This is a genomic window from Planktothrix sp. FACHB-1355, from assembly GCF_014748295.1.
In the GTDB taxonomy this organism is placed as follows: Bacteria; Cyanobacteriota; Cyanobacteriia; order Cyanobacteriales; family Aerosakkonemataceae; genus Aerosakkonema; species Aerosakkonema funiforme_A.
The window spans coordinates 1-15,171 of record NZ_JACJUP010000002.1; the positions used below are offsets into that span (position 1 = coordinate 1).

Here is a 15,171-nt window from a genome sequence, read left to right on the forward strand (position 1 = left end):
CTGCTGCTCGACGGCTGGTCGGTTCCGATTCTGCTGCGCGAGGTTTTTCTCTGTTATGAAAGCTTTTGTCGCGGCGACGGCGTCCCCTCGCTGCCTGCCGCGCGTCCGTTTCGCGATTACATCGGCTGGCTCGAGCGGCAGGATTTGCAGGAGGCGGAAAGCTACTGGCGCGAAACGCTCGGCGGCACGAGCGGGGCGACCGTGCTGGCGAAGAGAAACGGTGCGGCGGGTGCGGGCGCGGTGCGCAGCGCGGAGGAGCGCGTGCGGCTGACGAAGCAGCGGAGCGAGCAGGTGAGGGCGTTCGGGCAGCGCGAGAAGGTGACGGTCAACACGATCGTTCAGGGGGCGTGGGCGCTGGTGCTGAGCGGGATCAGCCAGGAGCGCGAGGTGCTGTTCGGGGCGACGGTGAGCGGGCGACCGGCGGAATTGGCGGGAGCAGGGGAGATGGTCGGTCTGTTCATCAACACGCTGCCGGTGCGGGTCAGGGTGCGTGCGGGAGAGGAACGCGGAAGATGGCTGCGGGAATTGCAGAGCGAGCAGATCAAAAGTCGGGAATTCGAATACAGTCCGCTTTGGAGAATCCGGCAATGGGCGGGACTGGGTGCGGACAGGCAGCTGTTCGAAAGCATCCTCGTTTTTGAAAACTACCCGATCGAAGAAGTTGTTTCCGAGACCGGAAAAGCTCTGAAAGTTTCGAAATTCATGTATCTCGATCCGCCGCAGTCGGAGCTTTTGCTGATGGTCGTTCCGGGAAATGAGATTTTGTTCCGTTTATTGTATTCGCCCGCTATTTACACACCGGAGACGGTGCGCGGGCTGTTGACGAATCTGGAAAGCGCTCTGTTTTCGCTTGTCGAGGAGGGGCGGGCGAGGCTCGGTGAAATCGGTTTCGTACGCGAGAACATCCGGACATATAAACCCGACGAGGAAATCGAAAAATCATTGTTCCACGACGAATTCGCCTTTTAGCAGCGTTTTGCCGGCGGCGGGAAAATCCTCGCCTCGTTAATGAAAAAATAAAACGTTCATATCAGAGAGGTTTCATCAGGCGGAAATCCGATAAAGCGATTTGGCGAATCCGATCGCGGGCTGACGAAATTCTAACGTAAAAAGCTATTTGAGAATTTGATTATGGAGTTGACAAACCAGGAGACAGAAACCGATGAAAAATTTTGGAAAAATTGAAAAGAGTTTATTTACGATCTTCGTTTTGGTGCTGCTTTTAGCCGGGGTCTCGCAAAGCAAGGGCGCTTCGATGGAAGTCCATCATCAGGTTTCCGTAAAAAGCCTCGGCGAGCAATTGTTTCACGTCGAAACGAGAATCAAAAACGTTTCGGGGAAAACCCTGAAAATTTTATTCCCGATGTATCGTCCCGGGGTCTTTACGACCGCCTTTTACTTTAAGAACGTCGGCAACATCAGCATTACAAATGCCGCCGGTGCAAGATTGAAACATTCAATGCCTCAGCGGCAGGTTTTTATCGTCGAAACGAACGGTGAAAAGGAAGTTCGTTTACAGTTCGATTACCGGGCGAACATTCTTTCGGGAAATGAGGCTTACCTTGATAACGACATCGGTTTTTTTACCGGCATGCACTTTTTCGTGATGGTCAACGACCAGCGAAAGATAAAAAGCCGCGTGCGCTTCGATCTGCCGACCGACTGGCGGGTCATTACGACGCTCAAGGACACGGAGAACCCGTTCGAATTTACGGCTGACAATTATGATGAGGTCGCCGATGCGCAAACCATGGTCGGGAAATACGATCTCGAACAATTCGAAATTCAGGGGAAACCGCATTATCTGGCAATTTCCCCGGTCGGCTGGTACACCAAACAGCAAAAGGACGAATATATTGCCAAACTGAAGGGCATTGCCCAGGTGCAGATCGATATTTTTCAGGAAATTCCTTACGAAAAATACAACTTTTTATATATTTTCAAGGAAAGACTGCAGGGTTTTACGCCCGATTACCTGCCTGAAATTCAGTCGTCCAGCTCGCATCTGCACATTGTTCGCCCGACGCCTGATTTAACGAGTCCGCCGCGACTGCTTGCCTCGGCGATCCACAACTATTTCCACGCCTGGAACCTGATGAGGATGAGACCGGTCGAATACTGGAACTGGGATTATACGCAAAATGTCGATACCCGAATGCTTTGGCTTGCCGAAGGAATCACCCGTTACTACATGACGGTGACCCGGCTGCGTTCCAGGAACGGCGGGCGGGAAGACTTTATGATGCGGCTCAACGAATCGGTCAACTCGATCGAACCGAATATTTCGAAAACCGTTCTGACGCCGTCGGACGCCTCGATCCTGTCGGCGGTTCGTTATCTGGGCTTGCTCGAGACCGATTATTCGTTTGTGCTCGGCGGGCATATTATCGGAGTTTTGCTCGATTTGCAGATTCGACACGATACCGACAGCCGCTACACGCTCGACGATGCGATGCGCGGGCTTTATCAGGAAACCTATAAAAAAGGGCGCGGGTATTCGCAGGACGATTTTCGAAAAGTGATCGAACGGCTGACCCAAAAAAGTTACGTCGAATTTTTTAATAAATATATCGACGGAACCGACCCGTTTCCTTATGAAAGAGTCCTCGGATACGCGGGCTATCGCGTTCAAAAAACGTTTCGCGAGCGTCCGACGCTCGGCATCACGCTCGAACCGACGCCCGCCGGAACGACGGTCACCAAAGTCGGTATGAATTCGTTAGGCGAAAGCGCCGGTTTGCAGCGCGGCGACGTCATCCTGAACTTCGGACGGCTCGACGTAGCGAAAAACGGTCTCGCCGGCGCGGGCGAGGTCGTGCGGGAAAATCTGAATCAATCGATCGTCATCCGCGTCAAACGCAACGGCGAGGAAAAAGACCTGACCATGAATATTAAAAACGTCCGCGAGGATATTTATTCGGTCGTCGAGGTGGAAAATCCGACTCCCGAACAGCTGAAGCTTCGCGACGCCTGGCTGAAACAATAAGCCGCCGGAGACGTTTCGGGCATCGACCAAATTACCAAAATAAAGGATGTTGTGAAGAAAATTTCATATTCGATAATTCCGGAAGAAAGCCGGATGGGGTTCGAAAGAAGGGGGAAAAATGAAAAAAAACGTGCTAATTCTGTTTTCAAATCTGATCCTGATTTGTCTGCTTTTCAACTTAACGGTAAAGATTTCGGCGATGGAGGGTTTTTGGGAACCGGGTTCGATTCCCGACGAAATAAAAAACCGGTTCAAGCTTGACGACGGCGGAATCGAGCGGATCAAAAAATCCACGGTGCGTTTAAATAGCGGGGGAACCGGCGTTTTCGTATCTCCGAACGGACTGGTGCTGACCAATCAGCATACGGTTATCGATTACGTACAAAAGCTGGTCACCAGCCAAAAAAATTATATCCGCGACGGTTATCAGGCAGGCGATCAAACGCAGGAACTGAAGCTGCCGGAGGCGACGATTTCGGTTATGGAATTGCAGAAGGACGTCACCGAAACGATAAACAGCAATCTCAAACCCGACATGCCGCCGCACATCGTGCGGAACACGATAATCAGCCAAAGCCGCCAGATTGCCGCCAAAACAAAGCAGGAAACCGGTTTGGAAACGGAAGTTTTATCGACCTTTAACGGAACGAAACACACGCTTTACGGTTATAAAACTTTCAGGGATGTCAGATTGGTCATGCTGCCGGAAAAATCGATCGCGCAATTCGGGGGCGACCGCGAAAATTACACTTTTCCGCGCTACTGGCTCGATATGAGTTTCCTGCGGGTTTACGAAAACGACCGACCGGTGCAGGGAAATGAGTTCATTAAATTTTCGAAAACCGATCTGAGACCGAACGAAAATCTGGTGGTCGCCGGATTTCCGATCTCGTCCGAAAGAAATCTGGGGTCGTTCCAGCTCGAATTTTTGCAGAATACGGAGCTTCCGCTGGTCAGCACCCGTTTGAAAACCCAAATGGCGGCACTCGTCGAATACGGCAAAACGGGAGCCGAACAGCAAGCGGAAGTTCAAAGCCGGCTTTTTGAACTCGAAAACACGATCAAAGCCCTCGAAGGTCGAACGGCGCAGATGAAAAGGAACAATCTGACGGCGAAAACGAAAAAAAACGAACAGGATTTATTGAACAAATTGAAGAACGAGGCGGAATATCCAGGACACGCCGCCGCACTGCAAAAACTTGAGGGTATTTATACGCAAAGAGCCGAGTACGAAGCCGAAAGAAGATTTCTCGACGATGGCTGGGGGCTGGATACCGTGTTTTTCAGGGCGGCGCGGGAACATATTCGTTGGGCGACGGAAAAGTCCAAACCCGAAAGCGAAAGGCTGCCGGGGTTTAACGACGATTTGTTGAACCGGCTCGAAACCATTATGAAAACGACGGTTCCGCGACGCGAGGCGAACGAAGCGGCGAAACTTGAAAATTCACTGAAACTAATGCAGCGCGTGCTCGGTGATAATCATCGGACGGTCGTCAGAATTCTCGAAAACCGAACGCCCGGGGAACGCGCCGCCGAGTTGTTGAAAACCGAACTCGATTCGGCGAAGTTCAGAACGGAATTGATCGAAAAGGGCAAAAGCGGACTGGACGAATCCACCGACCCGATGGTTGCGCTGATGCGTTGGGTCGATCAACGGGCGCTTGAAATTCGCGAAAAACACCAGACCGTTTTCGTTTTGCCCGAAGCGGAAAATTATCAAAAATTCGTTAATTCGATCTATCAATACGGAATAAATAAAAAATACCCGGACGCGAATTTCTCGCTCCGATTCAGCTTCGGGAAAAATGCGGGGTATACGGAAAACGGAAAAAGCCTGGCACCGGAAACTACTTTCAGCGGTTTTTACAAAATGGCGAAACAAAACAATTACGCCGGAAATTACGAAATTTCGGATCTCTGGAAAACCAACAACCGGAAAATCGTCGGAAAAACCGCCTTTAATTTCGTGCTGACCAACGACGCGCTCGGAGGAAACAGCGGCTCGCCGGTGCTCAATACGAATGGCGAGTTGGTCGGGCTGCTTTTCGATTCCAATATGCCTTCGCTGTTATGGAAATATCAATACGACGAAACCGAGGGCAGAGCCATTGCGGTCGATGGCAGAGCCATCAGATTGGCGCTCAGGCTTTATCGCGCGGATTACGTTTCAAAAGAATTGGAGTTCGACAAATAGCGGCTGTCTTGACCGCCAAGCCCGAAAACGAAGCGGCGGTTCGAACTTTAAGGGGAAACCGACACATACAGAATTTCGGGGCGATTTATTGAATCGAAAGCCGGAAAACTTATACCGATATGGGGAATCAAATCAGTTTTGAACTCGATAAATCCGCAGAAAAGCTCTACTGGGGCAGCCGTTTGATAACGGATGCGGAGACGGCTTCGTTTCAGTCGATGCAAATTGAAGACGGGGAAGTTTCAAACACTTCGAAAGTGGTTGAAATCGAACTTTCACCCGAGCTGAAAGCCGGGATTATCCGTCTGACGAACGATTCGCCGATTTTGACTTACACGGTTTTCCTGGGCGCTTTGAATATTTGTTTGTATAAATATTCGAGCCGCCGATTGGTCTCGCTCGGTCAACCGCCCTTAAAATCAGACGGAAATCAAACGGTTTCGGATTCGGCATTACTGGTTTTTCAAAACAATCTCGATCCCCGGCTTGATTTCAAGCAATTATTGAAACAAATTCAAGGGCTTTTGAAAGAGGATTATGCGAAGGGAAATTTGGGCTTTGCCGATTTTGCGAAAGAGCAGGGCTTGGATGTCGAAGCGACCCGCTCGCGATTGATGCCATGCCTGCTGGAATTCGAAAAAGTTCACGCCGAATGCACAGATTTCAGGACGCCTTTGAAAATCAAAATATTTCAGAATGAAAGCCGGTTTAAGATCGCTTGCTATTTTGATCCCGCGAACCTGAGCGCCGGGGCGGTAACGGATTTTGCCCGCCATTTGACAAATATTTTGTGGCAGGCGGTTTTCCATCCCGAAAACAAAATTTCCGAAATGCTGCTGCCCGATGAGGAAGAGCGACGGCTTTTGGTAGAAACCTTCAACGGCAAAACCAGAACATACGCGAAAAACAAACCGGTTCATAAGCTTTTCGAAAAGAAGGCGGCGAAAAACCCGGACTTGACCGCGGTCAATCTCGCCGGTTTTTCGCTGACCTTTCGGGAGCTTAACGAAATGTCGAACCGGCTTGCGCATTTTTTGATAAACAGCGGCGTCAAACCGGAGGAAAATATCGGAATCGCGCTCGAAAGATCAATCGAGACGGTGGTTTCGGTTCTCGGAGTGCTTAAAGCGGGAGCGGCTTTTCTACCGGTCGATTTGCAGAATCCACCGGAAAGACTGGGCTACATATTACAGGATTGCGGCGTGAAATTCCTTCTGACGAAAACTCCTTATTTCGACTTTTTGAACGACGCCGCGCCGGAAGCGAAAATCATCTGCCTCGATGAAGAGTTCGGTGAACCGGAAGCGCAAAATGAAACTAACCCCAGCCTGCCGGTGTTGCCGAACCAGAGCGCTTATATCATCTTCACGTCCGGCTCGACCGGTTTTCCGAAGGGCGTCGTCGTCGAACACGCCGGCTTGATAAACTACGTCAATTGGTGTCTCGAAAAATACCCTTTGAAAAACGAATTGACAATGTTTCATTCGCCGCTCGGCTTCGATTTGACGCTGACGAGCATTTTCCCGCCGCTGCTGGCAGGAAAAACGATCGAGATCATCCCCGAGCTGCCGTCGGTCGAAGGACTTGCGCAGTCCTTATCGACGACGAGCCAATATAATTTATTAAAAATAACGCCCTCACATTTGCAGCTTCTTTCCGGGGCTTTAAAACGGATTGAAGGCAACTTGAATCTCGATTGTCTGGTCGTCGGCGGTGAGGCGCTGAAGCCTGAAATCGTCTCTTTCTGGCGGGAAAATTACCCGTCCGTCAGGTTTTTCAACGAGTACGGACCGACAGAAACCGTGGTCGGCTGCTGCGTTTACGAGGTCAAGAGCATACCGAAAAACAACATTCCCATCGGCAAGCCGGTAACTAACCAGAAATTGTACGTGCTCGATGAATTTTTGAATCCGGTTCCGATCGGTCTAACCGGTGAAATTTACATTTCGGGAGTCGGTTTAGCACGGGGATATCATCAAAAACCGGAACTGACCGCCGAACGATTTTTGCCGAACCCGTTTGCCGTAACGCCCGGTGAACGGATGTACCGTACGGGAGACCTCGGTCGATTTAATTCGGATTTGAATCTGGAATATCTCGGACGGACAGACAGTCAGGTCAAGATTCGCGGTTTTCGGATCGAACTGAACGAGGTCGAATTCAACCTTTCATTACTGCCCGATATTGTGGAGTCGGCGGCGGCTGTCAGGGAAGATAATCTGGGGCAGAAAAGAATCGTTGCCTATGTCGTGCCGGAATCGGAGCAAAACGCCCCGGCTCTCAAGGATGTGCGCCGGTTACTGCGACAGAGCCTTCCCGAATATATGCTGCCGACGGCGATCGTCAGGCTCGACGCACTGCCCCTGACCAACAACGGGAAGATCGATCTGAAGGCGCTGCCCGAACCGGACTGGCTGGCGCTATCCTCCAACAGGAACAACGCCGCCAACCTCAATGAAGACCTGTTGATAAGTATCTGGAGCGAAATCCTCGGAGTTTCCGACGTTTCCGTCGATGACAATTTTTTCGAGCTCGGCGGTCATTCGCTGCTCGCGACCAGAGTGGTCGCCCGGATTCGCGAGGTTTGGAAAACGGAGTTGGAGATTAATCAATTTTTCGAGAATCCGACGATCCGGACGCTCGCCGGGTGGCTCGAAACCAGCCTGCGAACGGGACAAAACGCCCAGCGCCCGCCGATTCAAAAACGCGCGGCGAAAGGTTACGGCAAGAAAGCCCCGCTTTCGTATTCGCAGAGCAGGTTATGGTTTCTCGAACAACTTAATCCCGGCAGCCCGCTGTATAACGTCCAGTTGGCGATAAAGCTGACCGGCAGCCTCGACGTTCCGGCGCTCAGAAAAAGTCTGAACAAAATTATCGAGCGTCACGAAATTTTAAGAACCGCCTTTGTTAAAGAAGACAATGAACCGGTTCAGATCGTCGAAGAATTAAAGAATGAAATTGAAATTCCGGTCATCGATCTGAACGACCCGTCCGATTCTCCGGCGGCGCGGGAAGAAATCCGTCAGCTCCTCGGCGAGGAATTGAAAAAAGGTTTCGATCTGACGAAAGGCTATTTACTTCGCACGATCCTGATCAAAACGGGCGATACCGAACATATAGCCGTGATGACGCTTCACCATATCGTGTTCGACGGTTGGTCGACAGCCATTCTGGTGCGGGAGATCGGAGAATGTTACAGGGCTTTTTCCACCGATTCGAAACCAAATCTGCCGGAGCTGGAAATTCAATACGCCGATTTTGCGAGCTGGCAGAGAGAATGGCTGAGGGGCGAGGGTTTGGAAAGCCAACTGGATTTCTGGCGTCGGACACTGGAAGGGATTCCAGCTTTTCTCAATCTGCCGACTGATAAGCCGCGTCCGCTGCGGCAAACCATCAACGGCGACGTCGTCAGTTTGAAATTCGACGAAAACCTCGTCAGCGATTTAAAAAAATTAAGTCAAAACAATTCCGCGACGATTTTCATGACTTTGATGGCGGGTTTTCGGGGATTGCTCTACAAATACACCGGGCAAAATGACATTCTGATCGGCACGCCGGTCGCGGGAAGGGTTTCGCGGGAACTGGAAAACCTGATCGGAATTTTTATCAATAACCTCGTCATTCGCGGATTCGTCGAAGGAAAAATGACCTTCGGAGAAATGGTCAAACAGGAGAGGGAAGTTTCGCTGGCGGCATTTTCGCACCAGGACGTTTCCTGGGAAAAGATCGTGGAAGAACTCAACCCGGACCGGAATCTGAGTCACCCGCCGATTTTTCAGGTCATGCTTTCATTACAGAATATGGCGATCGGGACGCTCGAACTGGGCGATCTTTCAATGAGCAGCGTCGATATACCGTCCGCCGGAGCGCGGTATGATATGGTTTTACGGCTGGTGGAAGTTTCGGGGCAGATTTCCTGCTCGCTCGAATATAATTCCGACCTTTTTCAACGGGCAACCGTCACGCGGTTTCTCCGCAGTTACCAAAGATTGCTGACCGAGGTGGCAGAAAATCCGGGGCTGCGAATTTCCGACCTCAGTCTGCTCGATGAAAAGGAAAGGGAACAAATAATTTACGATTGGAACGATACGCGGGTCGAGTTCGATCGAACCGAGTTCATCCATAACCTCATTTCCCGCAAAGCCCGCCAAATTCCCGAAAAAATCGCGGTCCAAGCGGAGAACGGATTTCTGACCTACGGCGAGCTGGAAATGTATTCCGACCGGGTCGCCGCGCGGCTGCGAAGCAGACCCGACGGGCGCGAAAGAGTGATCGGGCTTTGCCTGGGTCGTTCGATCACCGCGATCGTCGGAATTATCGGGATCCTCAAAGCCGGAGCCGCGTATCTTCCGCTCGATCCCGATTATCCAGCCGACAGACTTAAATATATGACCGCGGACGCCGAAGTCAGTCTCATCATCACGCAGCCCGATTTTATGAACACTTTCGAAAATGCAGGCTGTGATTTACTGCTTTACGACTCGCTGGTGGCGGAAGCGGACACTTCCGGCTCCGAATTGGCGGAAAACCGGCTCGAAAGCGACAATCTCGCTTATATGATCTATACGTCGGGTTCGACCGGAAAACCGAAGGGCACGATGGTTTCCCACCGCAATCTCGTGCAGTCCACAACCGCCCGGCATTTGTACTACAAAACCAAACCCGAGGTGTACCTGCTGCTTTCCTCTTTTTCCTTTGACAGTTCGATCGCCGGAATTTTCTGGACTTTGTTAGAAGGCGGCACGCTGGTAATCCCGCCGTCGGGCTTTGAAAAAGACCCGGAAAACATCAGCCGCCTGATCGGCGAGCATCAGGTGACGACATTGCTCAGCCTGCCTTCCGTTTATAATTTTATATTGACCAACAGCGATCTTTCGCGGCTCGAATCCCTGAAAGTCGTGATCGTCGCCGGGGAAGCCAGCACGAACGAGCTCGTCAGAAAGCATCTCCAGTTAATGCCGGAAAGGGAACTGCATAACGAATATGGACCGACGGAAGCTTCCGTCTGGTGTTCGGTCGCCGAAATGAATCAAAGCGATACTCTGAACAACGTTTCTATCGGAACCCCGATACCGAACAATACGGTTTACATTCTGGACGAAAACCTGCAGATTGTGCCGCCGGGTGTGCCGGGCGGAATTTTCATCGGCGGCGACGGCGTAACGCGCGGTTATTATAAGCGTCCGGAACTGACGGCGGAAAAATTTCTGCCCGATCCGTTCGATCGGAACGGCGGTCGAAGGATTTACCGGACGGGCGACATCGGGCGTTACCGAAGCGACGGAACCCTCGAATTCAGGGGAAGGGAAGACGAACAGATAAAAATACGCGGTTATCGTATCGAATTGGGTGAAATCGAAACGGTCATGTCCGAAGTTGGCGGCATAGAAGAATGTGTGGTCGGCGTCTTTCAGGATTCGACGGAAAATAAAAAACTGGTAGGTTTTTACGTCTGCGAGAAAGACGGCGCGGTTTCCGGTGAGAGCATCAGGCATCATCTGAAAACCAAACTGCCCGATTACATGATTCCGCAGAGTATTCAGAAGCTCGACCGTATACCGCATCTGCCGAACGGAAAAGTTAATCGTAACGGGCTGCCGAAACCGGTCATTTCGAGAGATGATTTCAACCAATCATACGTCGCTCCGTCGGGTGGCAGTGAGGAGATCATCGCCGGAATTTGGGCGGAGGTGCTGGAGATAGACCGGATCGGAACGAATGACAACTTTTTCGATCTCGGCGGACATTCCTTTTTGATAATTCAGGTTCATGACCGGATTCAAAAAAAACTCGGCGTAAATTTCCCGCTCGTCCGTTTGTTCGAACACACCACCGTCCGGGCGCTGACCGCTTTTCTCGACTCCCAAAACCGAACGGCGGATGAGGAAATCTCTTACGAAAACTGGGCTGACCGCAGAAAGAAAGCGATGCGCTCGAGAGCGCGAAATTAAACATTCAATCTTGAAAACGCGTCTGATAACGAATCTCACTAAACATTAAACTTAATCGCAACCGAATGTTTCAGGAAAATTTTATTAAAAACTTCGTCGAGCGGATTTACAGGCTGACTGATGACAAAAAGTCGGTTTTGCTCCGGAAACTGTCTCCCTTGTCGGAAAGTCAGGAAAGAATCGTTTCTACCGAGAAGAATATTACCGATCTCAACAACGTAACGCTCATCCCGTTACTGGTAAACAAGCGAATAAGCACCGAGAAAATCGGACAGTCGCTTGACCGCATCATTGAAAGACACGAAGTGCTGAGAACCTGTCTGCTCGAAATGAACGGCGAAATCAGACAAATCGTGCTCCCGGAATTGAAAACCGTCTTATCTATTGAAAAACTGGTGGTTTCCGATGGGCAGGAGCAAGCGGGGCGGATCAGGGAACTACTCTCGCAAATTGAAACCGAGCGATTCGACCTTTTCAACAATCCCCTCTGGCGATGCCGTGTATTCGATCTGAATCCGGAGCAGAATCTTGTGGTTTTTGTTTTTCACCAAACCATTTTCGATGGATTGTCGCTTTATATATTTTTGAATGAAATGCTGTCCGCGAGAGAGACCGCTCGGCTTCCTAATCTAAATCTTCATTACAGTGACTATGTCGGGTGGCAAAAAAGGTTTCTTTCTCCCGAACGACTTGAAAGAGTAGGTGCCGAGTGGGTCGAAAAACTGTCGGAGCCGCATCTTGACGCCGTTCTTCCGCCGGATAAACCGAAACCGGAAAAATCCCTCTGCCGCGCCGGGGAAATAGAAGCGTCATTCTCCATCGATGAAACGGCACGGATCAACAAGTTCTGCTCGGAAAATAAATTGACGCTTCCGATGCTCGGAGCCGCAGCGCTCGCGGTTTCCTTAATGTTTAAAACAAATGTCGGTCAAACGACGCTCGGCATTCCGGTTGCCGGAAGAACCCTGCCGGAAACCGAACGGTTGATCGGCAGCTTTGTGAATATCGCTCCGCTGCGCGTAAAACCGGGGGACAATCCGACGGTCGGAGACTTACTTCGGTCAGTCAAGGAAGAGATGTTATTTTTGCAGGAAAATCAAGAATTTCCATTTCGCAGGCTACTCGAACTTCTTTACCCGAACCGAGAGCTTTCAAACTACGGAGCCGTCAACGAGCAGCCTTTGCTGCGGATTTTTCTCGATTATAAGGGAAGAACGCCGATCAGGGACGCGGCAGACGACGCGGCAGATTTTGCTTTATTCGATGCCGTCGAGAAAAAGACCGGAAGCGACATTTATCTTAAACTGTGGGAGAACGAGAATATCTTCTGCGGTTTCCTGTACAACGCGGAAATTTTCGAAGAATCGACCATCCGCGATTTCATCGAACTGTTCAAGCGAACTTTGCTCGGATTATCCCGCCGCCCGCAAGCCGGACTGTGGGAACTGAATCCTTTATCCGATAAAAAGGCTTCGTTCGAAAATGAAACCGCCGGAGGGTAATTTTGTTGGAAACCAAAAAAAAACCAAAATTCGTGATTTCGATGTTTTATCGACCTTTCCGAAAACATCGGTTGCGCTGATTTCTGCTGTTTTATAAAAACCGTTATGATGGATAAATTTGTCAATTTTGAAACCGTGACCGCCGGCAACGAGCTTCCCCTGGTTGTTTCGCCGAAAAACGCGAACCTCAGCCTGCTGAACTGGGCGGCGGATAATCGTGATTGGATAAAAACCGGGCTGTCCGTTCACGGAGCGATTCTATTTCGGGGTTTTGCGGATTCGCATCTGGACGGATTCGAGAAATTTACGGCGATTGTGTCCGACCGGGTGATGGATTATCGCGAGCGTTCATCGCCGCGTCACACCGTCAAAAACAATATTTATACCTCGACCGATTATCCGCCGAGCCAGAAGATTTTTCCGCACAACGAACATTCTTACTCCAAAACCTTTCCGCAGAAATTATTCTTTTACTGCTCGATTCCGCCCAACAGCGGCGGAGAAACGCCGATCGCCGACTGCCGCCGTATTTTACGCCGCCTCTCGCCCGAAACGGTCAACAAATTTCGCGATAAGAAATGGATGTATGTCCGCAATTTCGGGGACGGTTTCGGGCTTCCGTGGGAAACCGTCTTCCAAACCGACGACAAAAATACGGTCGAAAATTACTGCCGGCAAAACCTTATCCAATTTGAATGGAAACCGGATAACCACCTTAAAACCAGACAAATACGCCCGGTCGTCATCGATCATCCGGTCACCGGAGAAGAAATCTGGTTCAACCATCTCACATTTTTCAACGTGGCGACGCTCGATCCGAACATCCGTGAGATCATGCTCGAAGCCTTTCCTGAAGAGGATCTGCCGAACAACACTTATTACGGAGACGGAACAAAAATCGAGGATCACGTGCTGGAGGAGCTGCAAAGCGCTTATTTAAACGAGCTGGTGACCTTCAAATGGCAGCAAAACGACATCATTCTGCTCGACAACATTCTGACGGCGCACGCCCGCAACGAATTTACGAAACCCCGCGAAATTCTTTTCTCGATGGCTGATCCGTTTACCCGAAACGATCTGTAAAACGAATGTTCGAAACATAAAAATTTAAAAGTTATGGTGGAATCAACCGATGTAAAACGCGTCAGCAATCCGAGCTTCGACGAATTCGTCGAACAGACCGACCATTTCCGGATGCCGATCATTATGACCGGAATCGTCGATCGATGGTCGGTTTTCCGGATGTTTAATTTCGAAATGATTAAATTGAAATTCGGTTCGGCGACGGTCACCGTCCGGGAGAGCGACGACGAATTCGATTATTTCTTCGGCAAAGGTCGGAAAAAAGAAATGCGTTTGAACGATTACATCAAACTAATTTCAACACCTTCCGAAACCGGGCAGAGACATCCGTATATGGGAAACCTGCCCTTCGATCACCCGAACATCGCAAAATTTTTAAGTCCGCTCAAGCCGCTCTTCAAGTTTCCGAGATACATTCCTTCACAAAAATACGGCGAGCTTCGGCTCTGGATCGGAGGCAAAGGACAGCGTTCGACGATTCATAACGACAATTATCACAATCTGAACGCGCAGATTCACGGGAAAAAGGAATTTTTATTATTTTCCCCCGATGAAACCGAAAAGCTTTATGTAAAGGAACTCAACCAGGCTTGCTGGGTCAGCCCGGTCGATCCGCTGCATTACGACGCTGACGAATTTCCACTATTCCGGGAAGCGAAAGCCTTCCGGGCGGTCATTGCCGCCGGCGAGCTGCTTTACATTCCCATCTTCTGGTGGCATTACGTAACCGCCCTCGACACGTCGATCAGCGTAAGTATGTTCATCCACACCGATCAACCCCGGTATTGGTCTAACAGTCAAATTTAGCGGAATTCAAATTTAACGGCGCCCCGTCCGGCGGCGATTCCGCGGTGTCTTAAGACAGCCGCTTTGTAAATATTTGCGAAAGAATCGGGCTTAACTCTCAACCCGCAGGGCTCTCGCCGTGTGAATTTCCGTTATTTTTTCGGGAAAAGTAAAAATAAACGCTTCGAGCCGATACATCGGCAGCGCTTCGAACAACATATTTAAGGAGAAACAAAATGAAAGAAGAAGATTTGGGGATCGTCATCGCGACAGTGGTTTCCGCCGAACATATTACCGGTACACAGAGACTCCACCGCATCGTTCTGGAAACCGCAGACGGCGAAACGCTGCAAATCGCCTCCGGCATCGCCGGCGACTTTCCAGCCGGTTATTTGATCGGTAAACAGGTTCCGGTTTTAACGAAGGTCGAGCCAGTGAAAATTCGAGGGATTCTCAGCCAGGCGCGATTCCTGGCGACCAGCGACGGAGAAAACAAGCCCGTGTTGCTGATCCCCGAAACGATGGTTCCGGCGGGAAGCAAAGTCTGGTAATCGAAGCTCAGAACACGAAAAACGATTTTGACTCAGGCAACAGTCGCCGATTTGCGGGACTGGTTTACCAATCGGCTTCTAAACTCGTTCCCGCCCCGGCTAATTAAAGACCCGCAGG

8 protein-coding genes are annotated in these 15,171 nt (G+C 50.5%); all 8 read left to right on the forward strand.

All coding sequences use genetic code 11. The annotated features are described in order from the left end of the window. Positions 1-969: condensation domain-containing protein (locus H6S82_RS00400; protein ID WP_242056751.1), on the forward strand; the 969-nt coding region annotated here is incomplete at its 5' end. A gap of 193 nt (positions 970-1,162) precedes the next feature. Then, the gene (locus H6S82_RS00405; RefSeq protein ID WP_191055903.1) at positions 1,163-2,986 is read left to right on the forward strand and encodes a hypothetical protein; all 1,824 of its coding nucleotides are present in this window, start codon (positions 1,163-1,165) and stop codon (positions 2,984-2,986) included. 118 nt (positions 2,987-3,104) lie between these two features. Then, the gene (locus H6S82_RS00410; RefSeq protein WP_191055904.1) at positions 3,105-5,180 is read left to right on the forward strand and encodes a S46 family peptidase; all 2,076 of its coding nucleotides are present in this window, start codon (positions 3,105-3,107) and stop codon (positions 5,178-5,180) included. Positions 5,181-5,299: 119 nt separating this feature from the next. After that, positions 5,300-11,131, forward strand: coding sequence for a non-ribosomal peptide synthetase (locus H6S82_RS00415; RefSeq protein ID WP_191055905.1), 5,832 nt, complete (start codon positions 5,300-5,302; stop codon positions 11,129-11,131). A gap of 65 nt (positions 11,132-11,196) precedes the next feature. After that, on the forward strand, positions 11,197-12,633 hold the full coding sequence (locus H6S82_RS00420; protein WP_191055906.1) for a condensation domain-containing protein: 1,437 nt from the start codon (positions 11,197-11,199) through the stop codon (positions 12,631-12,633). A 105-nt stretch (positions 12,634-12,738) separates the two neighbouring features. Further along, positions 12,739-13,716, forward strand: a complete 978-nt coding sequence (locus tag H6S82_RS00425; RefSeq protein ID WP_191055907.1) for a TauD/TfdA family dioxygenase — start codon at positions 12,739-12,741, stop codon at positions 13,714-13,716. Positions 13,717-13,749: 33 nt separating this feature from the next. Beyond that, positions 13,750-14,523, forward strand: a complete 774-nt coding sequence (locus H6S82_RS00430) for a cupin-like domain-containing protein (protein WP_191055908.1) — start codon at positions 13,750-13,752, stop codon at positions 14,521-14,523. A gap of 215 nt (positions 14,524-14,738) precedes the next feature. Continuing rightward, the gene (locus H6S82_RS00435) at positions 14,739-15,053 is read left to right on the forward strand and encodes a hypothetical protein (protein ID WP_191055909.1); all 315 of its coding nucleotides are present in this window, start codon (positions 14,739-14,741) and stop codon (positions 15,051-15,053) included. Positions 15,054-15,171 lie beyond the last annotated feature (118 nt).